Raw genomic sequence first — 21,570 nt, 5'->3', positions numbered from 1 at the left:
TTTGGAAGGGTTTGGGGAACCTTTTTTACAAAAAAGGTTCCCCAAATCTTACCTCTTTTATCAAATAAAGATTGCCCATATCGTGCCTGCAAGCAAACACATGCTGATGTAGCCATTAATATTAAAAAATGCATAATCCAGCCTTGAAAGATCGTCAGCACTGACGAGAACATTCTCATAAATCAAAAGTATTGAAGTCAAGATAACACCAAACCAATACGGCCACGCCAGATCCATAATTAAGCCCGCAAACGAAAGTGCAGCAACCGCCAGAATATGGTTTATTCGTGCAATCTGCAGAGCAATCGAGGCTCCGAATCTTGATGGAATCGAATGGAGTCCTTCCTTCCGATCCACATCAATGTCCTGGCATGCGTAGATTATATCAACTCCTGCAATCCAGCAGGTTACAGCAAACCATAACACATAGGCAGGCCAGTCGATGGTTCCTTTTATAGCAGCCCATCCACCTGCCACAGCTATTCCGTCAGTGAATCCCAAAACCCAGTGACAAGCCCAGGTGAAACGCTTTGTATAATGATAGCCCAACAAAAATACGAGTGCAGGAAGGGAAAGAATAAGGACGAAATAATTCAGCTTCCATGCAGCAAATTCAAATACCATGAAAGAAATGAAGGCAGCGATGATAGTGGTTTTGAGGTCCACTAAACCCAAAGGAAGCGCTCGGCCTGAAGTCCGCGGATTTCTTGCATCGTATTCTTTGTCGGCTATTCGGTTCACAGTCATTGCAAGCGTGCGTGCCGCAGCCAGAGCTACGGTAATCCAGAGGACAACCTTCCAGTCAGGCAGACCTCTGGCCGCGAGGAACATCCCTGTATATGCAAATGGTAACGCAAATACAGTATGTTCGAATTTGATCATCTCCAGGAAGACACGGACGCTGGATAGCCGAATTACAAACCTAGGTCTTTCCATTTTTTGTCAACCAGAGACTTGATTTCAGGACTCATTTGAACGACTTCCGGCCAGCTCGCCGAATAACCGTCTTCATTGGTTTTGGCAGTGGCGTCTATTCCGATCTTAGCTCCATACGACTGCTTCGATGAGGCATGATCCAGTTGGTCCACGGCACCATGTACCACGAGAATATCCCGTTCCCAGTCCACGTTTCCAAGAGTCTGCCAGGCGACTTCATACAAATTGTGAACATCCACCCAATCGTCCAGAACAACTATGGCTTTTGACAACATCAACAGACCCATGCCCCATATCGCAAACATCACTTTTCGGGCATGTCCCGGGTACTTTTTCTTTATTTTGACCAAAACCAGATTGTGAAATACACCCGCAGGAGGCATGTGGTAATCGACAACTTCAGGCAGGAACAGTTTTATCAAGGGCAAGAATAGCCTCTCAGTGGCTTTGCCCATGTAGACATCTTCCATAGGAGGTATCCCCACGACAGTAGCGGGATAGATGGAATTTTCCCGATGGGTTATCGCTGTGACTCGAAATACTGGAAACGATCCTTTGGGCGTATAATATCCCGTATGATCTCCGAAAGGTCCTTCGTCCGCATATTCTGTTAGGTCGACGTAGCCTTCGATGACAATCTCTGCATTGGCGGGCACTTCAAGTGGCTGGCTCACGCAATTGACAAACTCTACAGGCTTGCCTCTCAGCCATCCGGCCAGGAGGTATTCGTCCAAATCCGGCGGCATAGGTGCCGACGCCGCCCACATGCTGGCAGGATCACCGCCCAAAACCACTGCCGCAGGAATCTGCGTTATTCCTTCTTCCTGGGCTTTTCGCTCGTGCTCTGCTCCGCCTTTATGCTCCTGCCAATGCATCGCAAGCCGATCCGGTCCGAGAACCTGTAATCTGTACATTCCCACATTGCGTATCTTTGTGACAGGATCGCGAGTGATCACCTGCATCAGTGTAATGAAGCGACCAGCGTCTTTAGGCCAGCATTTAAGTACAGGCAAAATGTCGAGGCTAGGATTCTTCGTGATAACAACCTCCTGACATGGAGCAGATCGAACCATCTTTGGTTTCAAGCCCACGGATTTCAATGCTGTCAGGATGTCGGCACCTCGAGCCAAGACCGATCGCAGACCTTTAGGAACTTTCAAATCAATGAGGTGAGTTAGCTTATGGTTAAGGTCATCCAAAGTATTCACATTCAAACCCGCAGCCATTCTGGATTCGGACCCGAAAAGATTGATGGCCACAGGAATTGGAAAACCTTCTACATTCTCAAACAGAATCGCTTTGTTTCTGTCTGCAGGCCCTTTCATAATTCGATCCGCAATTTCGGTTATTTCCAAATCACGGTCTACAGCAGTCGATATCCGAACTAACTGATTCGTCTGTTCGAGATAGCTTATAAATTCTCTGAGATCCTGGAATACCATTGAATTTCCTTCCGGAAAGTTCTTTGATGACCGGCCGGTCATTTTAGAAAATTAGCCTCAGCGGATCAAGTCAAAATGATTATGCATGAAAGAATTACGAAGAGAAGCTGAATTGGAAAGTGTATAGCAAGTGTGTATAAAACAGTGCACAACTGCGTAATGGTATAGGCTATGGTCAGTTACAAAAGAAGTTCCCCCCAGATCGATTGATCCGTCTATCCCAAAATCCTCAGAAGCAAGTCTGAAACAGATTGCTTCTCAGCCCCGACAATGAGGACAACTTTTTCCCGCCCTGTTTTTCCCTGAAGTATTTCGACAGAGCCCTGGGGAATTCGCAGTGTTTTGGCAATGATTTTTATGAGTTCACGATTGGCTTTTCCTTCCAGAGGAGGTGCGGCCAAACGAACAATCAGACGCCTCTCATCGAAACGCAACTCACTCCTGGAAGCATTCGGAACCACCTTTACAGCCAGCGTAACGCCGCTCCGGTGTTCACGTATGAATTCCATGCTTACAGTTCCCGACAGAAAACGGCAGGTATTCCATCACTGTGCTGCAACACTGCCGGCTATTTGTAGGAGAGTCCTCACGAGAAACTGGCGCAGAAAGAAGATAACCAGGAGCACAATTATGGGGGAGAAATCGATGCCCATGGCAGGAAACGGCAAGATCCGGCGAACCCAGGAAAAAACAGGTTCTGTGACACTGTAAAGGAATCGCACAATGGGATTGTACGGGTCTGGATTTACCCATGAAATGAGTGCCGAGACAATGACTATGTACATGTAGATTTCGAGAACTATGTCCAGAACACCGGCAAATGCACTGAGAAAATTTGCAACTACAAACATTGTTCATCCTGCCCGAAAAATATAAATCCACAGTTCCCAAGCGATTCCGCTGCATTTCGTATGCGGAGCACATCGGCAGCCTTGGTTTCTCTCGGAAAACCACGTTATCAATTTAGAGAACCCGTGTCAATTCGTCGGAAATCGAAATTCTGCTCGACGGGCATTCGCGCTATAATGCCAATGTGCTTTCATAGAGGGAATATTGAGAGATCTGTTTTTTGCCGGTCCCGCCAAATCTCCTTCGCTGCGAACGGCACGGTCTGACTTCGTTCGGAGACATGCCGGGACCGGATTTGCTCCCGCCAGTGGCGGGATTACTTCTTTGAACGCACATTAGCATAAAGCAGCGTCAGCCCTGATTAAGGCATGAGCACATTGGGAAGCCACAATGAAATTTGAGGAAAGAACAGGAGTAGCAGAAGGCACAGACTCATCCCTACGATAAACGGATAAATGCCTTTGTACACAGTACCCACCGGTTCCTTGCATACCCCCGAGACAACAAAGGCGTTAATCGCCATGGGGGGAAGAATCACTCCTATCATGGTTACCACACTGATGATGACTCCGAACCAGATAGGGTCGTAACCCATTTTGAGGACTACGGGGAGAAAAATAGGAGTCGCCAAAATGAGAAAGGCCAAGTCTTCAATAAAAGACCCACCTATGAGATACACTGCAATGATAATCAACATGATGACCGTGCGATCTACTTGAAGACCTTCAAGCCAGCCGGCAACAATATATGGCGTCCGGGTTACTGCAAAGAAATGACCCAGAATCGTAGCTCCGGCAATGAGCATAATAACCATGCAGGCAATCCGTAGAGTCTCGGACACCGCTTGCACAAAGCGCTTCAGGTCCATGTCTTTCTTGAACAACGTGAGGATCAAAACTGCAAAGGTTCCAACGCTTCCGGCCTCGGTCGGAGTAAAAAAACCCATCATGAGACCGCCAACAACGATGAGAAAAATCGAGAGCACCACCAGGACAGGCGGTAAGGATGAGAATCGCTCCTTCCAGGAAGATTTTTCACCTTTGGGGCCGAGATGGGGATTCATGGCACTCCACCCGAAGAGTGTCATCACAAAGGAAAAAGCAACGATGAGTCCCGGAAGGATCCCTGCCAGAAACAGCTTGCCGATAGAAGTCTCAGTGAGTATTCCGTACACGATGAGCACTACACTCGGCGGAATCAGTATTCCCAGCGTTCCCACGGTTGCGACGGTTCCGCAGGAGAGCCTTCTGTCATAATTGTACCGATCCATCTCCGGAACAGCTATGGTTGCAAACGTTGCAGCGGTTGCGGGGGAAGAGCCGCAAATCGCTTTGAAAACTGTCGCAGCGGCAACGGTCCCGATTGCGAGACCGCCCGGCACGTGTCCGATGAACTTGTAAGCGGAATCGTACAAATTGCGGGCTACGCCGCCGCTCGCACCGATTTGCCCCATGAGCACAAACATTGGTATGACCGTAAAACCGTACGAAGACAACACGGAATACACGTCTTTCGCCACGAGATTGAACGCGGCATCTACATTGACAATGGCAGCAAAACCGATAAATCCCGCCAGGGCCATTGAAAAGCCGATCTCAAGCCCCATGAGGAAAAAAACAAAGAGCAACAGAATGACCAGAAGGCCGATTGTGGCAAAGCTCATGGTTCCATGTCTCTCTTTTCCAGCATGTCTACAAACAGCACCAGACACTCAACAAAACAACACAGGGCCACCAGGTAGGCAATGGGGTAGAGGGGAAGTTGCAGAGTAGGAGTAACTTCCCCCACACGATGAAAATCATTCGCCATTAACCACAGGTTCCAGCCCAAGATTGCGAACAGGGCCAGAGCAAGCAATCGGGTAATTGCATGCAGAACGAATTGTATCGTCTCAGGCAATTTCCCGGTGAGGAAATCCATCATCACGTGGCCTTTCAGGCGAGATGTTTGGGGTAGAGCGAACGCGATTACCACTGCTCCTAATAACCCAACCAATTCGTACGTGCCGAGAATCGGTCGCTTAAACGCGCGAAGGATCACATCTGCAACCGTTAACAGCATGGTTCCGGTCAACGCGAAACCAGCTATTACGAAGAGAAATCGGGAAAGAGTTCGAGCCAATCCAGCCAGATAACTTGGTTTCTTCACAGTATTTACCGTAAGGCCGGACTCCATTGTTGGGAGTCCGGCAGACTTCATTTCAATCATGGATTGTTTTTGAGCCATTCTCGGCAGAAACTCAGCGCTTCATCCCCGGGGAGACCCTTGGCTTTCATGGCTGCAACATATTCATCCAATACGGGGCTAACCGTCTTGGCCCATTTTGCGTCTTCCTCTTTTGAGAGAGGAATTACTTTATTCCCTTTGGACAAGGTGAATTCCGTGCCAATTTTGTCGAACTCGTCCCACCCGTTTCCGGTCTTATCGATCCATTCCTTATTTACCTGTTCGATTGTCTGCTGAACGTCTTTGGGCAGAGAATCCCATTTCTTCTTGTTCATGGCTACAAAGAATCCGAGAGTGTACGCGGAACCGAAATTCTGTGTGGTAGACTTGATCACTTCCGCGAACTTCCATCCCTTGAGCGTCTCAATGGGTGAAACCACGCCGTCTGCAACACCTTTCTGCAGAGCGTCATAGCACTCATTCTGAGGCATCGCCACCGGCGTGGCTCCAAGAGCGGCGACCACCTTGGCGCTGGTTCCCGAGCACCTGATCTTCATTCCCTTGAGATCTTCCATTTTCTCAACGGGCTTCTTCGTGTGAAAAATGCCAGGACCGTGGCCGTGAAGGTACATGATCTTCACGTCATCGAATTCTTTCGGCTTAAACTTGTCGTAATACGCGTTGCACAGCCTGGTGACCTGGATCCCTTTGGTGTACCCGAGAGGAAGATCTATAACTTCGCTGAGCGGGAATCTTCCTTTGGTATAGCTGAGAACGGACATTCCGATATCGGAAATACCTTTCACAACACCATCGTAACATTGATCCGGGGGGGTCAAGGTTGCACCGGGGAACATGTTGATCTTAACTGCACCATTAGTCCTCTTCTCAATTTCTTTTGCCCACTCAGTGGCAAGAAGCGTATGACCGTGAGTAGCCGGGAAGAAAATAGAGTACGTAAGTTCCACAGTTTTGGCATAGCCCACAGTCGAAATGACCATGAGCATCGCGAGTCCCAGGATTACGGTCAAGAACCTTTTACGCATGCTTAATCTCCTTTGGCATTGCCCTGAAGGGCTGATTCGTAAAAAAACCTGCTTCCTATTCGCGGTACAGACAAGATCCTCGCGCCATTACACGCGGGAAACCGTGCCAACTTCAGCATCAATATTTATACGGGGGAGAGGACGGCTTTTCCAGGTCCTCCCATGTGAGTCCCAGCCGTTCCTTGAAAAAAGGGCCCAACCTGTGAAATAGACGTTGCCAATGACTTCTCCCGGCTGCCACATCCTCCAGTATTTCTGCCACAAGTTCAGGTAATCTTACAAGTTCATCTTTGGGGATAAAAGAGACAGCACCCAATTTCATCGCCTTATTGATACTCTGAACGGTTACGGCATGGGCCGTGAGCATAGCTGCCGGCAAATTGTGGTCGGTGCATTCCTGGAGTAAAGCGAAACCGTCAACACCCATGATGTCAAGTATGACGAGGTCGAATTGTTTGGAGTTGATGAGCTGCTTAGCGGTCTCAAAGCTCCTGGCCGTAGTCACTTCGCTTTCAATGAGTGCTTCCCGAACCAACTCAAGTACATCGGGCTCATCGTCAACGGCAAGGATACGCTTACCTTTAAGGATTTCTCGATGGGGCACGGCCTAATCTCTCTGCTAAGATTGAGTGGAGAAGCCGATGCGTGCATCGGTTTTTTCACGAGATTGAACTTTGGCCATAGCGACGATATGTATTCTAAGGGTAATTAAATTGCCGCTTGGTGTCAACCGCTTTCCTTCGGAGTACTCAATAATTTCCCACAAAGTCTCAAAGTCGATACAATAAAATAATGCTTAAATAATGCCTCGGTGAGTAACCTAAAGGAGACTCTTTCATGTGGTTTTATTCATTATACTGAATTTTTTGAAGGAGAATCGCAACAAAATTCGTGTCAGCAGTCACTCAATCCCGCGAACATTCCCAAAAGTTGAACGCCTGACTGAACGACTTCGATATACGGTAAAATAGTTGCATCGTGTGGCGGAAGTGCGTATACGAAAAAACCGACATTCTTCTGAAAGGAAAGGTTATGAACTACGTGCGACCGGATAACCGCCAATTTGACGAGTTGAGACCGTGGAACATACAAGTCGGCGTCCTGGATTATGCCGAAGGGTCCGCCCTGGTCGAAAGCGGAAAGACCAAAGTGATCTGTGCAGCCACCATAGAAGACAGGGTGCCTTCTTTCTTGAAGGATCAGAACAGAGGTTGGGTCACCGCGGAATATTCCATGCTGCCAAGATCGACTCTCACCCGATCTCCAAGGGAGAGAGGAGGGAAGATCGGGGGCCGTACCATGGAGATTCAACGTCTGATCGGCAGATCCCTCCGTTGCGTAACGGATCTGGATGCTCTGGGAGAATGCACCATCACCGTAGATTGCGACGTCATCCAGGCTGACGGTGGTACTCGCGTGGCTTCCATAACCGGTGCTTGGGTTGCTCTTCATGAGGCGTTGAAGCGTCTGGCTCAAGAAGGCAGATTGGACGGAGACCCCATGCTTGACTCGGTTGCAGCGATAAGCGTAGGCATCGTGCAAGGTACGGAACTGCTGGATCTCAACTATGACGAAGACTCCAGTGCCGAAGTCGATATGAATATTGTTATGACAGGCCGCGGCAAGCTCGTGGAAGTACAGGCCACAGCGGAAGGAGACCCGTTTTCCCTTACTGCAATGAACCGGCTGATCCGCCTGGGACAAAGAGGAATTAACGCTGTTCGTGATCTCCAGAAAAAAGCGGTTCAAAGTTGAGACGGCACAACACGATTTTCAGAGTTTTCCTGAGGTGAAGGTACAGTTGGAGATTTTTCTGTCTCCAGCTCTTGCGCCGTGCTATCGATCTTCTGTTGCAGAGCGGTTCGCCGACTTTCTTCATTCGTGAGTCTCAGGGCTTCCCGGTAATCCTCAAGCGCTTTTTGATTCTGTTTTTTCAAGAGATACACCAGAGCCCTGTTCTCAAAAAAGACGGGATTATCAGGATCGGTTGAAATAGCCTTGCTGTAATCCTCGAGTGCTTTATTCAGATCGTTCTGCTCATGATACACAAGACCTCTGTTGTTATATGCAATCGAGTCCCGGGAATTGAGCTGCAAAGCTTGAGTATAATCCGCAAGCGCACGATCCGGCTGCTTTAAGCGGTAAAACGCATCGGCTCTCACCCGGTAGAGCTCGGCATTGGAAGGCTCTTTACTGATGGCTGTATCAAAATCGTCAATTGCTTGCTTATATTTTCCTATTTTGTGATATGTGAGACCTCGATCTCGCAAAACCGGGGAAAAGTCCGGCTCGATTTTCAGGGCTGCGCTCCATATGGTAATCGCGTGTTTCTCATTGCCTTCTCGATAATTCTTCAGCCCTTCCTGGTGCAATTCCATCGCATAGGTTTTTCGCAAGGAACCGATCTTTTCCTTGAGTTGGGGGCCGGCTTCCTTCAGATCTCCCAGTTCTACAGCCTTGGTATATGAGTCCAAAGCTTTGGAATAGTCCTTTTGAAGCTCGTAGAGTTCCCCGAGAGCAATATAGGCTCGCGTATTCTTCTTCGCCAGGGAAACTGCCTGTTTGAGATCCTTGAGAGCCTGATCCAGATCTCCCGTTTCTTTCCGCACAATTCCGAGCGTCGTGATAATGGCGCTCTCTTTCTTTCCCTGCTTTGCTGCGTCGGACAAATCCTTTAATGCCCCGTCGAGGTCGCCCTTCTTGAATCGCGCGGTACCGCGGTTCGCAAGAGCGAAGTAATAATCGGGTTTTACTTCCAAGGCTTTTGAGTAGTCAGCTATAGCTTTATCGAATAATCCTTTGCGCTTATATGCAACTCCTCTATTGTTGTACGAAAGATGATCCAGCGGGTCCAGTTGGACGGCACGAGTGAAAGAGTCGATTGCCGCGTCCAGGCGATCCTGTTTCAATTCTTCAACCCCCCGATTGTACAGATCGACTGCATCTTCTTGAGCGAGCGCCTGCATAGGGATAATGACAGCCAATATCAACAATAACAGAAACTTGCTCATTGTTATAAACCAAGCCTTTCTCTTTTCTAGTCTTAGATACTTATATTGTAACATAAACTTACTTCCTTTGTCTATTTATTGTTATTTCAATAACAAACAAATGTTTCTTAAATAAGCCAATATCCCTTGTTAAGTCGCTATGTTACTGTATGCGCGTCAGCGATTATCCATTCTTTTGTCATAAATATGCTCAATCAAATATTTTTACTTGACAGTACATTTTAGGCCATGTTAAAGCCCCCATTCAACGAAGCCCACCAAAGGGCTAAATTCAGATACCTTCGCTTGAGTCTATGCCCTCAAGTCTTGCATGAAGGATCTGTACAAGGAGGATCAGGTATGGTGATTTCAGTCGCTTCTCGGTACACGTCCGTACTGTTGCTCGCATCGCTCATCATGGTATCGATAGCCAGCGCTGGAGGTCCTCCTGTGTGTGCTCCAGGGCCGGCTCAGTGTGCTCCGAATCCTTGCGGTCCGCCTCCTTCGTCATGCGGCGGTCCCGGCTTCGGAAATCCCTTGGGTCTGTGCGGTAGCATTCTCGGAGCCTGCACCAGCGTATGCGGGTTTGTGATTGGCATTCCCGCGGCGGTGATGGGCGGCTTTCTCGCTCCTCCCGCAACGTATGCTCCTCGAGCAATGTCCGGACCATGCGGACCACCACCCGTCAATTCATGTATGCCGCCTCAGATGTCGTGTGCTCCTCCAGTTTCTTGTGTTCCACAGGCATGTGGACCCTACAATTGTGCTCCGCCTGTAATAACCAAATGCAAACCGTCAAGTGGGGCATGCACTTTCTAACGACAGCTTTCCAACCGTAATACATCTGGATCAGGGTGCGTTCCAAGGGTATGGACAATCACACACCTCTGATCACAGCGCGGAGAGGATGAAGTGGGATCCTCTCTATAACACAAACCCCAATTCCTCCTAATTTTCGGGGACGTTCAGCGTCCCCCTTTTTTTTCATTGAGCCTCTGTCTGCAATTCTCTCATCACGTAGTTATATCAACTTACACTGGCGATATTTTCGGTTCGTTTCACGTTATCTATAGTTTCGCGATTCTTGCATGGTCGAGTCCGCGCGTGGAGCGCGGGCCGTTGAGTTTTTCGAACTTATTGATTCGGCTGGCTTTCGAATAAATTCTCAGCGAGAAATGACTCCTTCGAGCTGCTGCCAGCATGTCTGAAAAGGTGAACGACTTTTTCCGGCAGTACCAGGGAGCCGGGTCGGCAACGAGGTTCTTTGCAGTGACGAATTGCCCAACGAACCAAAGCACTACAAAGCAGTAGGCCCAGTAAGCAAACATAGGGGCACGGGTTACCGAGGTCTCTTTCCGACACTGAGGTTCAGCCGCACCCAGGAGGTTCTTGGTCTCTCGATTGGTCATCTCAATGCTAAAGCGTGCAGCGTAGCGCTCGATAATCTGCTGTGGTGCAGCCTGAGGGTCCGTATCGAAAAACACCATATTGGCATGGTGGCCGGCCGGGTCATGGCACAACACGATCGAAAGAGGCTGTTGCCCTGCGCTATGATACCATAGCGCCGTGAACTGATGTATCAGGAGCTTAGTTTGTTTTCCATAGCAGAAGACCCTAATCTCATTCCACCCCAGATTGGGGTCCTGGAACATCGTTTCCAGGGAGGGCAGTCGAGCGCCTCTCTTGCGAGGTCTGCCCATCACTGTAAATGGAGCAGGTTCCAGCACAGCGAACAAAGCTGCATCCTTTCTCAGCCTCCCTGTAATGTGCACATTCTTGGGTCGTGCTTTTGAGGATGGTATCGCAGCAGTATCCCAGGTCGAACACAATTCTCAGTCTTTCTCCCTCTTGGAGCCATGAATGAGTCAGATTTATAAGATCCAATCCAAGTTCGGGTTTTGTCTTGTAGGGCAGGCTCTTGGGATTAAACTTGGCCTTTGGCGGCCACCAAAGGCGGGCAGCGTATGGCAGACAAAACATGCGATCGCTGATGCCGGGAAGGCGAATCGCCAGTCCTATGATGACAAAGCACACTCCATACCCCTTTTGCTTAGTATGCTTTGGGAGTGAACCATCATGCTGCCAGCCCGCGCCACAGATCTTCTTGCCAGTGTGCTTGTTCAAGGTGTCGTCAATCACCACAAGGATCTCGATCCCTTCTGCAATCAGCGTTTCTACCAACATTCTGAAGACGAAATAGGAGACAAAGTCAGTCTCCCATCGTCCCTTGCCGAGGAATCGGTAGATGCTGGCGAAGTGCTTGGATTCATGGAGTCTCATGGTCAGAATCACCTGGCTGATAGTGTGCTTGCCCATAGTGAGCACCCAACCGACCACCAGCGCAACGAAGATACGGAAACTCGGTGCGCTGAAACACGCTCTGAAATGAATCTCGTCAATCCCGAACGGATCTGGTATAGATCTCTTCAACTGGCGTTCCTCCTTCCCAGAATCTTTCACAAAACCGGGTATGTGCGGAACGCCTTATTTTTTCAAGGATTATCTCACCATCTAACCGTCCAGAATACAAAAAGGGCGAAACTATAGCACGTTATAGCGATTGCCGAAAATTCTGACGTTTATCCCATGCTCCAATAGAAGCTGCAGGTGGGGACCGGCGTCCCTGCCGGTCCATTCTATCGATATCATTGATCATATTCAATATGTGCCGGCACGGAGGCACGGCACCCACCAATATTCCTAAATCTTCAACCGGTCATTAATCTGGCAACTGCTATAGGGAGTTATTGAGATCCCGATTCGAAGCGAAACATCAGCGATTGCGCAATTCTTCCCGGGTTTCTTGTTTCAATCGTTTTTTCCTATCCTTCGCAGTCTGTCGTGCCGCGTTATCCTCTCGGATGCGATCAAATCGTTCGCGTTTTTCTTGTTCCTCGAGTTCTTGTTGCTCCTGCATTTTTTGCGCAAGAATTTTCGCGTGATATTTCTTGACGCGGATATCATGGATGACCGCGTCCTCGAGAGAAAGCCAATCCTCTCCGAGACCCCCGCATTCCGCCATGTGTTTGCTCATGAGAGAGCCTGGAATATCGCTCATATAGAGTCCGCAATGAGCACATATTTTCACTGCAGAATCGTCGGGAGATTTCAGAGCTTCGTACCCGCCGGCCTCGAGTTCCTCGGTAGACACGTCTCGAGCAATCCACATGTCTCTTCTTTTGAGGTAGCCCCACCCTCTTCGGGCGCTCCAGATGGTCTCGATTGTCTTCTCCGGTCGATTGAAGCTGTACGTATAGCTTGCCGGATGTACCCATACGGTTCGGTTTCGGGGCATAATGCAATCCTCGATAAATTATCGATTCATGATATCTTCCACCGGGTTAGGGGTCAAGGTGGATTCTCGTGTGCTTGACATCTCACTCTTCTCCATGAATAAGTACTGGCACGGGATCGTTTTCTGGAAAGACCCGCTGATCGCTTCGCAGAGAGGTTTTAAATGACACGATACGAGGACACTCAGAATCTGCCGAATATCCTGGTAACAGGTGTGGGAAGTCTCCCTCATACAGACCCTGATGCTGCGGTTGAGTTGATCATGGATGCTCTGCCCAGGGCACCCCATTGCCCCCAGTTGTCAGTGGCAGATCCAAGAGAACAGATGTGGATTCAATTCAGCGAAGGACTGCCCAGATTTCGTGTCGATCTGGAAAACCTTACGTATCATTTTGATACGTCCGGGGATTATCTCCAGGAGTTGGAGCAGTTTTATGCGGGTTATCTCCAGGTGAGCGATGGAGGTTCTGCTCGGGACTTTGCGGTCTCTCATGACTTCGGCAGGGGAATTCATGCTTTTCTGGACCGGTTGAACGCTCGTGGAAAACGATACCCCTTTGTAAAAGTGCAGGTTACCGGTCCTTTGAGCTTTGGATTGACTGTTACGGACCAGGGAGGAAAACCCATTTTTTACGATGACACCTTTCGAGACGTTGCGGTCAAAGGCATGGGATTGAAAGCCGCCTGGCTGATTCAAACGTTCAGCCATTTTGCGGATCGCGTGATTATCTTCTTGGATGAACCAAGTTTGAGTGCGTACGGTTCTTCCGCGTTTCTGGGCCTTTCAAAGGAAGCTGTTATAGAATCGCTGGATGAAGTTATTGCCATGATTCTGGCTCAGGGCGGTATTCCCGGCATTCACTGCTGCGGCAACACGGATTGGGGAATGCTGATGGAATCCACGGCTCGCATCATCAATTTTGACGCTGTCGATTACCTGGAATCCCTGACCATCTATGCTGCAGAGCTTCGCGATTTTCTCGAACGCGGTGGAGTTCTTGCCTGGGGAGCTGTACCGAATACCGAACAGGTAGAGCGCGAATCAGTGGGAGACATTGTCCGGAGAATGGATCAAGGACTGAACACGCTGGAATCATGCGGGATCGATCGCGAAGCACTCACTGAGCACATGATCGTCACCCCTGCGTGCGGCTGCGCAGGCTTGAGCGTGCCTCAAGCACAAAAAGCCTATGAGCTGCTTGGCGGACTGGACCGATATTTCGGAGAAGATCGCTTTCGTAAGCAAGCAAAGGAGTAAGAACAGGAAAGCCTTTTTGCAGAATGGGTTGTGCCGTTAGTTTAGCTGAGAGTCAATCAGAAATTCTGGACGTGGCTGTTCCTGGTCCGGCCGATCAGGGGACGGATCAGGTAGGGGCATCCCTTGTGGGTGCCCGGTAGCGACCGGCCTCCGTGCCGGTCATTCCGAGAAGGGCAGGCACGAGACCTGCCCCTACAGTAGCGCCCGCAAAGCCAAGACCGTGTAATTACAGTTGATAAAACCGATGCTTTCAATCCGGAACCTAGCTGACAGCATAATCCGTTTTGCAGAAAAGATTCGCCAGATTTACTGCCTCCATAGCACTGGTATACCTAACGTTGGGAAAAGAAGGATTTCACATGGGAACAACATTGGCGGTTGCAGGTAAAGGCGGAGTGGGAAAGACATCCATTACTGCGCTTATGATTAAGGCTCTCGTGGACGGCGGCAAGAAGCCGCTTTTGGCGATAGATGCGGATTCAAACTCGAATCTCCATGAGGTGCTGGGAATAAGGCAGCCTCGGAGCGTTGGTTGTGTGCGTGAAGATACAAGAAAAATCGGAGACAACATTCCGGGAGGCATGACCAAGGATCGTTTCATGGAGTATCAGATCCAGGCATCCCTGGAAGAGACGAAAAACCTTGATTTTCTGTCCATGGGAAGACCTGAAGGTCCTGGGTGTTATTGTATGGCCAATAACATACTGCGGGATATAATCGCCAAACTCACGTCAAATTATACGTTTGTGGTCATCGATAATGAAGCGGGTATGGAACATCTGTCCCGGCGGACCGAAGAAGAAGTGGATCATCTCTTCATAATTTCGGACCCTGCCCCTCGGAGCCTGCGAACCATCGGCCGTATCATTGAGCTCATCGATGAATTGGGTGGCCGCGTCCGCAACAAACATCTCATTCTAAGCCGGGTTCAGGGATCGGTCGAGGATCTTCCCGAAGGAACAAAGAAGGAGATAAATAAGCTCCCGTATTCTCCCGAAGGAATGATTCCGTACGATGATGTTTTGGTAGATCTCGATTTGCAGGGAAAACCGCTTATCGAAATTGATGCGGAAGCTCCATCCTACAAGGCCGTCCGAGAGATTCTTCAGAAAATCGGCTTATTGAACTAACAGAGTTGGTACAAGCTCGGGGACATTTCGTTATAAAGAATGTCCCCCCACGATTCCAATGGAATGGCTTGACCGCCAAAACTAATGTCTGATTCAGAAAAAGTGTATTGGTAGGTGCGGCCTCCGTGCCGGCACATCTTCAATATTAATAAATGATATCGCTACGATGGACCGGCAGAGAGAAACTGTCTCAAAATTCTCGAATGCACAACAAATCGTGCCACGATTCGCCATCTTCGTAGGGGTAGGCCTAGTGCCTACCCTTGTTTGGGCGGACACGAGGAGGCTGTCTCAAAAGTCTTGAATGCAGAACAAATCGTGCCACGATTCATCATCCCTGTAGGGGCAGGTCTCGTGCCTGCCCTCCTGCAATGACCGGCACGGAGGCCGGTCACTACCGGGCACCCACGAGGGGCGCCCCTACAATCAGGCCGCGAAGATGATGAGAATTTCGTGCCACGATTTGAGATAAATTTCGACTTTTGAGACTGTTTCACGAGGCCCGCCCCTACAATCAGCCCAGCAGGACGACCAGAACTTCGTGCCACGGTCTGGGATAAATTTCGACTTTTGAGACTGTTTCAAGACGCTAAGACGCCGGTCCCTACCAATATCCTGTAATTCACACGCGGGATAAACGACAGAATTTTTGGCACTGACTATAGAAAGCCGCAATGCTGTTCATTTCAACCTGAATTCACCTCACATTATTCGCTTGACCCACAATTTCTTGACTTCTCACACAGAACCTCTATACTGAAAACTGAACCATTTTTTCCATTTATTGGGATGTGTTTTTTGTAGGCTACGAGTTGTTCGGGTGTGGTACGGGGTTGCTAAGACGGGAGAGACAGATGTCGTTTACCGACCCCCAAGCTTGGTTGGAAGCTCACGAGCTTATAGAATGTAAACCGCTGAAAGGTCGCTGGACTCGCGATACGTGCATTGAGATCTCAAGAAAAATGCAAAAGAGCTCCGGAACTCAAAAATCCATGAGCGAGGCGAGAATCAGGACGCTGCCGTGCGCGAATTGCCCCATTTTGGCTGCTCTCGAAGAGTAGCGCCTTTCTTTCGGTGCCGAATCATGCTGGAAGGAAGCGGAATGGAAAAGGCACTCTTTTCATAAAAGAAGGACTCTTTCATACCCTTTGCCCCGAATGCAAAGCGGTATGCTTGCAGTTCGCCAAACATCACAAATAAATACTCGCGTGTGTTTCAAAGTAACTACTCATTTCCATGAGGGAAAATGAGTAGTTATGTACATCGAAGGGAGTAATTTTGAGAATCCTTTTCTGTGGACAGTATATGATGACTTTCAAACCTTTGAGCAACGTCATAACTGCTCAAATTCTGACCCTTATCCCACGTTCGATGCCGCCCTATTCTATTAGACGCAACTGATTCTTTTAAAGAGGCGCCGGCACGGAGGCCGGCTGCTACCAATTTCTTCTTTAATCAGACACTAATTTGGCAATGCTGGAAATGAATTAGTCTTTCTGCCTGGAACATCGGTTGATTCATTGGCGCGGAGGCTGGGGTGAGGTCTGTTCATGTTATACCATTTCGCTGTTGTGCACATAACATAGCGAAGGCTGGAGCGTGTCCGGAGCGGAGTGATTAGACGGCTTTGCGTCGTCCGGAGCGAAGGATACCTCCAAGCCTCTCGCGGATTATGAGAAGAAAAGCGAATCGGTATTATGGAGTATTTGGACCGCCTGAGGATCTTATCCGGAGCACTTCTTTTTCCATCGCAATGACGCAATCGGGTCCAATTGCGAGAAACGTTCCAATGTCCGGCGATTGTCGGATCAGATCGAAATAGGCGTCGCTCAGAAACTGCACTGTTTTCATATTCATTGGAGCGACACAATTACTGTCGATCCAGGTTCCTTCAGGAGACAGCCGAAAGACTCTGCCCTGGACTATCTTACATCCGCCGGCCGTCAGGTCTGTCTGAGTGTACGAGGTCTTGAAACGCCAGAGAAGCTCATTCAGCTCTTTCTGAACCGGACCTCCGGGCGCTGGCAGCCGGAACCCGTACTCTTTTGCCAGACCGGATAATTCATCTCTGATTTCGTATTCCGCACCTCTCATACGCTCTTTCTGCAAGAGTCCCCCTATTCTTCTCATAGCCCACAAGCCCGGAAGAAAGGTGTTTCGAGCGCTTGTTTCCGGAAAAACGATTGTCTTGGTAACGGTTTTGGCGCGGCCTTGAACTTTGGCTTTCAATTTAATCTTTGAGGGTACGTCTCCCTTGGTCGAGTATCTTCCGAGCAGGACAATATTTTCTTCTCCGATGAGATCCGGTATGGGGTCAGGATCGACTTCCTCAGGAGATATGTCCGGGAACTCCAATTGTATTTCGGACATCCGCGGGGGAGACACGGTGGAGAACAGGCGATTAAGCAGTGATTCGAAATCCTCTTTTCCCTGATCGTTGAAGGACGCTCCTTTGGTGAAGGCCGCGACTCTTTCAAGGAATGCGATATCCTTGTGCATGCCCAATCCCAGAGTAAAGACTCGAGCACGAAAACGGTTACTCTTTTGCACATGCTCAAGGATTGTCTCTGGATTCGTGATCCCAACAGTTCCATGGCCGTTTCCGGCAAATACCACAAAACCGGGTCTCTTACGGGAATTGAACTGCTCCAGGGCTCCAATCACGGAATTATAGAGATCCGTAGCGCCACCCCTCTGAAGAGCATTTACGAAACCCACTGCACGGGCCGCGTTATGTTCGGAAAGCGGCACGAGCTTTTCAAAGAGCATCCTGGTGCGGGTGTCCACCACAATCACGTTGAACCGATCCCCGGGCCGAAGCCTTTCCACACCTGAAATCACAGTCCGTTTGGCAGCAGCGAGGTCCGCGGGACTCATGCTTCTCGATGCATCGATCAGAAATACCACGTCTTTCTCGGGTTGCCGGTCTTTCGATGGTGCAATCGGAGGCGGAATCAGCGCCATAAAAAAGCCTTTTTTCCCATTGTCACGATGGGAAAACACCCGGAATTCCGGATCTGCATCGGAAAAAGTTGCAATGAGATGGAATGGCTGTTTGACCGCCTTGTCCGTAAGCTTTGTAGCGGCCATGCATCTGTACGGGGATTCTCGGGTAATCGCGATAGCATGGCTTGATGAAAAGAGACTCCTGACTGGACGTGAAGACTTGATCCGCACGCGAATGTCCAGTTCACCGATTACGCCGATACTGTATTGTTCGCCGTCCAGGGGAACAGTCAGATCGAGTCCGTCGCTCTCAGTGGTGACAGGGACCTTGAATTGGCATCTGAAAGTCTTTTGACCGCGAATACCCATGTGAATAGGCCGAACAATAGCCACGGTTCTGCCCGCGAGCCCCAGAAGAGACGGGTCTTTCATGGAGAGCGTCAGCTCTTTCAAAAGGGAGAGAAACGCTTCCGGACTCAGGACTTCTGCGGGCGAGATCGCTCCATCCACACGAATCTCAAGATCTTCAGGATGCTCGTCTCGACTTAAGGGGAGTATAAACAAACCCGTTAAGGGGAAATCATTGTTGTTATGAAAAGTCTGATCGATCCGATACTCGATATGAGAATCGGTAACGGTGACTATTGTCCGGGAGACGAGCACCGCCTGCCGTGCGATCGCGAAGGTTTCGTCCTGTACGCTCGGAGGAAATACATGCAAAACTCCCCCTGCGGGGCAGGTCTCCACACCGGTGCATACGAGCACAAGCAGGCATGCCCATGTGAACCATTGGGATGGATACTTCAAGAGCAGAAGGATGTAGCGGGATAACACGCGAACTTTCACGATATCGTGGGCCGGCTTGGCATGAACCGAGTAGTTTGGTTTTAAACTTAGAGCTTTCAAGAACCAATTACCACAATCGTGGTTGTGATGCCAGTTCCTTGTCCCAGTAGCTGTTCGCTGTCTTCATAAGCTCTTCAACCGTGCAAATGTCCCCTGAGACGGTGGCGAGTGTTTGTTCGGATACTCCTCCATTCCGTACCAATTCGGCGCCGGCTATCCGTATAGCGTCCATAACGTTTTTTACCCGATCCGGATATTTCTTGCCGAGCAGGATAGAAAATACCGCAGGTCTGAGCAAAGCTCCCGCAAATTGGGAGTGCAAATTCTTGGCAATCCTTTGAGTGTGCAGAACCAGCGGATCGAAGTTGGATAACCCGGGATAACCGCAAACAGAAACGAGAAAAAGCTTTTTCGGAAAAGCCATACGTAGCGGGTGCCGGAGTCCGTTCTCCGTTTGCTCGAAATGGGGATCGAGGAATATTACCAGCCGGTCTACGAAAGACTTTGCAAGTGAGGTCATTCCGTCAAGATATACCGGAGTTGCCAGGATCATGATATCGGCGGCGCTAATCTTTGCAACTATCGCCGGCATGTCGTCATCATGCACACATTCTCCGGGTGTGGACGCATAACAGGTAAAACAGCCCAAGCATTGGTTGATTTTCTTCTTGCCCAAGAGGACTATATCGAGTTTTGCGCCTTCCTGGCGGGCCCCCACAAGGAATGGATTGAGAACCGCCTGAGTATTTCCCGCTTCCATGCGTGGAGCGGCATTGATTACGATAATGTTCATGTGAGGACTCCTTGTGAGGTTGCCGGACAGAAGCAACTGAGATGATGCGCATTCCGGCGAGATGCAAGGCACACTCTCCAGAGCACTCCTGCGAGCTGACCCGAATTATAACTTAAGAGTGAGTTTTCCACGACCCGAAAGAATGCTGCAGACGTTCTCCAATTTTTCAGAGTCTTTTACTTGAATAGAACGTTTGTCATAGTCGAGGATGCCTAAAGATTTTAATTTTTCCAAATATTTTAACATTTGATTGGTGGGTTCGATGTGGAACAATTCACTGATTTCCGCGACTTGTATTCTGTTTCCGTCTCCCGGTTCTCCGTTGCGCAAAAAGAACAACAACGCGTGTATAAGCCTTGACAGACTATCCTCCAGGAGCGCATTTTCAAGCAGAGAGAACAAATATTGCTTACGCTTATGAAAGTGAATGATAGTTTCCCGGGCAGAATCGTTGCCCATCAATTTCATAAACAACTCACTATCCACCGCGATGAGGGAACAATTGTCCAGCGCTACGGCGGATATGGATCTGCTATTTTCGCACAATGAAGAAAACCCGAAAAACTCGCCCTGCCCAAGCACTCCTATGGTCTGCCGAATTCTATCTATTTCAAAATAGAGTTTGACTCGTCCCTCTTCAATCGCATAGACGTCCGATCCGATATCTCCCTGCCGAAAAACAGTCCTTCCCTCGTCCAGCTTAATCGTTCTCAAGCCTGCTTCGATTTCCGCTGAATCGACTCCCGGAACGTCCCGGAATGACCCGGATCTCAATTTCATGAGACGGTTCAACAGCGGCAATGCTCTTTTTTTGACTTCGGGATTCTGAGAGTTAGCTCCTGTTGCTGCTTTCCGAGAAGATTCGTCAGTGAGCAGCTTTTTCATTCTGCGTCTGTCCAGGACGAGCTCTCTCGTGAACTGCTCTTTCATATAAGAGACAATATTGGGGAAATTCGTTGTAACACCCAGATCTTTCGCCACAAGCCGGACGTCCTGAATGAAATCTTCCATCCAGGGATATCTGTTTTCCGGCTCGAGCGCCATGGATCTGATGAGAATCGGCTTCAATTCCGGGATAATCTGGGAGTTGTTCTCAACTTTCTTGGCAATATCCATCTGGAGAATTGTCCTGATGGTCTCGCTGACGGTTTCCTGGTGGGTGATCAAACGTTCCCCTGCAAGGAGTTCGTAGAAAAGCACACCCGTTCCGTAGATATCCACTCTCCTATCCAAAGGTTTTCTCTGGATTTGCTCGGGGGAAAAGTACAGGAGCTTTCCAGCTACCGGAAATCCCTTCTTGTTGCTTTTATCCAGCAATGCCTGTGCAATGCCGAAATCAATGATCTTTACCTCACCCTCGTAGGATACCATGACATTGAATGCGTTCACGTCCTGATGCACGAGCATCAGATTTTCGCCTCCAGGACCTTTTCGCCTGTGGGCATATGCCAGGCCTCTGGCTACTTCGAGAATGATGTGCACCACGAAATCCAGTGAAGGCTTCCGGCCGCTTCGGGAAGCCTTGGAAACAATGTGAGCCACATTTCGACCTTCGACGTACTCCATGGCTATGTAGTACTCCGAATCGATGACTCCCATGTCGGTGACTTGCACGATATTGGAATGATTCAGCCTTGCAAGCGTCTTGGCTTCATTGATGAACCGTTTGACGTACCGAGGTCTGTTCGCATAATGGGGAAGGAGTTTCTTGATGACGAGAGGCTTCTGAAAACCGGCCACACTGGTTGTTTTTGCCAGGAAGATGTCCGACATACCGCCTTTCGATATCTGATCGATCAGACGGTAACGGCCGAACGTAACAGGTTCGAAAGCCACCTGCCTGTTCCTCGAAAATTCCGGACCTGAAGTTTCTT

General features: G+C 49.2%; 18 protein-coding genes and 1 pseudogene. 5 read left to right on the top strand and 14 right to left on the bottom strand.

Annotation, left to right across the window (positions count from 1 at the left end):
• Nucleotides 1–60 precede the first annotated feature (60 nt).
• From DESTI_RS01640 to DESTI_RS01605, 8 genes are all read right to left on the bottom strand, one after another.
• Nucleotides 61–936, bottom strand: a complete 876-nt coding sequence (locus tag DESTI_RS01640; protein ID WP_014808223.1) for a UbiA-like polyprenyltransferase — start codon at nt 934–936, stop codon at nt 61–63.
• Nucleotides 915–2,378 (bottom strand): menaquinone biosynthesis decarboxylase, encoded by a 1,464-nt coding sequence (locus DESTI_RS01635; protein ID WP_014808222.1) that lies wholly within the window; start codon nt 2,376–2,378, stop codon nt 915–917. Before DESTI_RS01635 ends, DESTI_RS01640 begins: the two co-directional genes overlap by 22 nt.
• 215 nt (nt 2,379–2,593) lie before the next feature.
• Nucleotides 2,594–2,887: a DUF167 domain-containing protein gene (locus DESTI_RS01630; RefSeq protein ID WP_014808221.1), complete on the bottom strand. Its 294-nt coding sequence runs from the start codon at nt 2,885–2,887 to the stop codon at nt 2,594–2,596.
• A gap of 36 nt (nt 2,888–2,923) precedes the next feature.
• Nucleotides 2,924–3,229: a YggT family protein gene (locus tag DESTI_RS01625; protein ID WP_014808220.1), complete on the bottom strand. Its 306-nt coding sequence runs from the start codon at nt 3,227–3,229 to the stop codon at nt 2,924–2,926.
• 359 nt (nt 3,230–3,588) lie between these two features.
• The gene (locus tag DESTI_RS01620) at nt 3,589–4,890 is read right to left on the bottom strand and encodes a TRAP transporter large permease (protein WP_014808219.1); all 1,302 of its coding nucleotides are present in this window, start codon (nt 4,888–4,890) and stop codon (nt 3,589–3,591) included.
• Nucleotides 4,887–5,453 (bottom strand): TRAP transporter small permease, encoded by a 567-nt coding sequence (locus tag DESTI_RS01615; protein ID WP_052315981.1) that lies wholly within the window; start codon nt 5,451–5,453, stop codon nt 4,887–4,889. Before DESTI_RS01615 ends, DESTI_RS01620 begins: the two co-directional genes overlap by 4 nt.
• Nucleotides 5,432–6,439 (bottom strand): TRAP transporter substrate-binding protein, encoded by a 1,008-nt coding sequence (locus tag DESTI_RS01610; protein ID WP_014808217.1) that lies wholly within the window; start codon nt 6,437–6,439, stop codon nt 5,432–5,434. Before DESTI_RS01610 ends, DESTI_RS01615 begins: the two co-directional genes overlap by 22 nt.
• Nucleotides 6,440–6,557: 118 nt before the next feature.
• Nucleotides 6,558–7,043: a response regulator gene (locus tag DESTI_RS01605; protein ID WP_014808216.1), complete on the bottom strand. Its 486-nt coding sequence runs from the start codon at nt 7,041–7,043 to the stop codon at nt 6,558–6,560.
• 437 nt (nt 7,044–7,480) lie between these two features.
• On the opposite strand from DESTI_RS01605, the gene rph reads away from it, so the two are divergent.
• Nucleotides 7,481–8,194, top strand: a complete 714-nt coding sequence (rph, locus tag DESTI_RS01600; protein ID WP_041286653.1) for a ribonuclease PH — start codon at nt 7,481–7,483, stop codon at nt 8,192–8,194.
• Here the strand turns inward: rph and DESTI_RS01595 are convergent.
• Nucleotides 8,185–9,450, bottom strand: a complete 1,266-nt coding sequence (locus DESTI_RS01595; RefSeq protein ID WP_041285880.1) for a tetratricopeptide repeat protein — start codon at nt 9,448–9,450, stop codon at nt 8,185–8,187. The genes rph and DESTI_RS01595 overlap by 10 nt on opposite strands.
• 339 nt (nt 9,451–9,789) lie before the next feature.
• Between DESTI_RS01595 and DESTI_RS30525 the strand changes: the two genes are divergently transcribed.
• Nucleotides 9,790–10,248 carry a hypothetical protein gene (locus tag DESTI_RS30525; protein ID WP_014808213.1) on the top strand — a complete coding sequence of 153 codons (459 nt, stop codon included), beginning with the start codon at nt 9,790–9,792 and terminating at the stop codon, nt 10,246–10,248.
• Between the two features lie 248 nt (nt 10,249–10,496).
• Here DESTI_RS30525 and DESTI_RS31875 read toward each other — a convergent pair.
• Nucleotides 10,497–11,859 (bottom strand): annotated as a pseudogene (locus tag DESTI_RS31875) (IS701 family transposase).
• A gap of 343 nt (nt 11,860–12,202) precedes the next feature.
• Entirely contained in the window at nt 12,203–12,724 is a 522-nt protein-coding gene (locus tag DESTI_RS01570) for a hypothetical protein (RefSeq protein WP_014808212.1), read from the bottom strand.
• 162 nt (nt 12,725–12,886) lie between these two features.
• Between DESTI_RS01570 and DESTI_RS01565 the strand changes: the two genes are divergently transcribed.
• The 3 genes from DESTI_RS01565 to DESTI_RS01555 all read left to right on the top strand — a co-directional run bounded on the left by DESTI_RS01565 (nt 12,887) and on the right by DESTI_RS01555 (nt 16,172).
• A complete protein-coding gene (locus tag DESTI_RS01565) occupies nt 12,887–13,981 on the top strand; it encodes a uroporphyrinogen decarboxylase/cobalamine-independent methonine synthase family protein (RefSeq protein WP_014808211.1) in 1,095 nt (364 codons plus the stop codon).
• A 359-nt stretch (nt 13,982–14,340) separates the two neighbouring features.
• Nucleotides 14,341–15,111 carry an ATP-binding protein gene (locus DESTI_RS01560; RefSeq protein ID WP_014808210.1) on the top strand — a complete coding sequence of 257 codons (771 nt, stop codon included), beginning with the start codon at nt 14,341–14,343 and terminating at the stop codon, nt 15,109–15,111.
• Nucleotides 15,112–15,965: 854 nt separating this feature from the next.
• Nucleotides 15,966–16,172, top strand: a complete 207-nt coding sequence (locus DESTI_RS01555) for a hypothetical protein (protein ID WP_014808209.1) — start codon at nt 15,966–15,968, stop codon at nt 16,170–16,172.
• A gap of 634 nt (nt 16,173–16,806) precedes the next feature.
• On the opposite strand, the gene DESTI_RS01550 is transcribed toward DESTI_RS01555, so the two are convergent.
• From DESTI_RS01550 to DESTI_RS01540, 3 genes are all read right to left on the bottom strand, one after another.
• A complete protein-coding gene (locus DESTI_RS01550) occupies nt 16,807–18,963 on the bottom strand; it encodes a vWA domain-containing protein (RefSeq protein ID WP_014808207.1) in 2,157 nt (718 codons plus the stop codon).
• A 7-nt stretch (nt 18,964–18,970) separates the two neighbouring features.
• On the bottom strand, nt 18,971–19,696 hold the full coding sequence (locus DESTI_RS01545; protein WP_014808206.1) for a flavodoxin family protein: 726 nt from the start codon (nt 19,694–19,696) through the stop codon (nt 18,971–18,973).
• A gap of 105 nt (nt 19,697–19,801) precedes the next feature.
• A complete protein-coding gene (locus tag DESTI_RS01540; protein ID WP_169316364.1) occupies nt 19,802–21,532 on the bottom strand; it encodes a serine/threonine-protein kinase in 1,731 nt (576 codons plus the stop codon).
• Nucleotides 21,533–21,570: the final 38 nt, after the last annotated feature.

It is taken from the genome of Desulfomonile tiedjei DSM 6799 (assembly GCF_000266945.1).
Lineage (GTDB): Bacteria > Desulfobacterota > Desulfomonilia > Desulfomonilales > Desulfomonilaceae > Desulfomonile > Desulfomonile tiedjei.
The sequence above is the reverse complement of the archived record's forward strand: the minus strand, read 5'-3'. Positions and strand labels throughout refer to the sequence as shown.

Coding starts and splice junctions, on each gene's coding strand:
- DESTI_RS01610 (WP_014808217.1), bottom strand. CDS start 6,439: ATGCGTAAAAGGTTCTTGACCGTAATCCTGGGACTCGCGATGCTCATG.
- DESTI_RS01545 (WP_014808206.1), bottom strand. CDS start 19,696: ATGAACATTATCGTAATCAATGCCGCTCCACGCATGGAAGCGGGAAAT.
- DESTI_RS01630 (WP_014808221.1), bottom strand. CDS start 2,887: ATGGAATTCATACGTGAACACCGGAGCGGCGTTACGCTGGCTGTAAAG.
- DESTI_RS01615 (WP_052315981.1), bottom strand. CDS start 5,453: ATGGCTCAAAAACAATCCATGATTGAAATGAAGTCTGCCGGACTCCCA.
- DESTI_RS01555 (WP_014808209.1), top strand. CDS start 15,966: ATGTCGTTTACCGACCCCCAAGCTTGGTTGGAAGCTCACGAGCTTATA.
- DESTI_RS01640 (WP_014808223.1), bottom strand. CDS start 936: ATGGAAAGACCTAGGTTTGTAATTCGGCTATCCAGCGTCCGTGTCTTC.
- DESTI_RS01625 (WP_014808220.1), bottom strand. CDS start 3,229: ATGTTTGTAGTTGCAAATTTTCTCAGTGCATTTGCCGGTGTTCTGGAC.
- DESTI_RS01560 (WP_014808210.1), top strand. CDS start 14,341: ATGGGAACAACATTGGCGGTTGCAGGTAAAGGCGGAGTGGGAAAGACA.
- DESTI_RS01595 (WP_041285880.1), bottom strand. CDS start 9,450: ATGAGCAAGTTTCTGTTATTGTTGATATTGGCTGTCATTATCCCTATG.
- DESTI_RS01565 (WP_014808211.1), top strand. CDS start 12,887: ATGACACGATACGAGGACACTCAGAATCTGCCGAATATCCTGGTAACA.
- DESTI_RS01635 (WP_014808222.1), bottom strand. CDS start 2,378: ATGGTATTCCAGGATCTCAGAGAATTTATAAGCTATCTCGAACAGACG.
- DESTI_RS01570 (WP_014808212.1), bottom strand. CDS start 12,724: ATGCCCCGAAACCGAACCGTATGGGTACATCCGGCAAGCTATACGTAC.
- DESTI_RS30525 (WP_014808213.1), top strand. CDS start 9,790: ATGGTGATTTCAGTCGCTTCTCGGTACACGTCCGTACTGTTGCTCGCA.
- DESTI_RS01620 (WP_014808219.1), bottom strand. CDS start 4,890: ATGAGCTTTGCCACAATCGGCCTTCTGGTCATTCTGTTGCTCTTTGTT.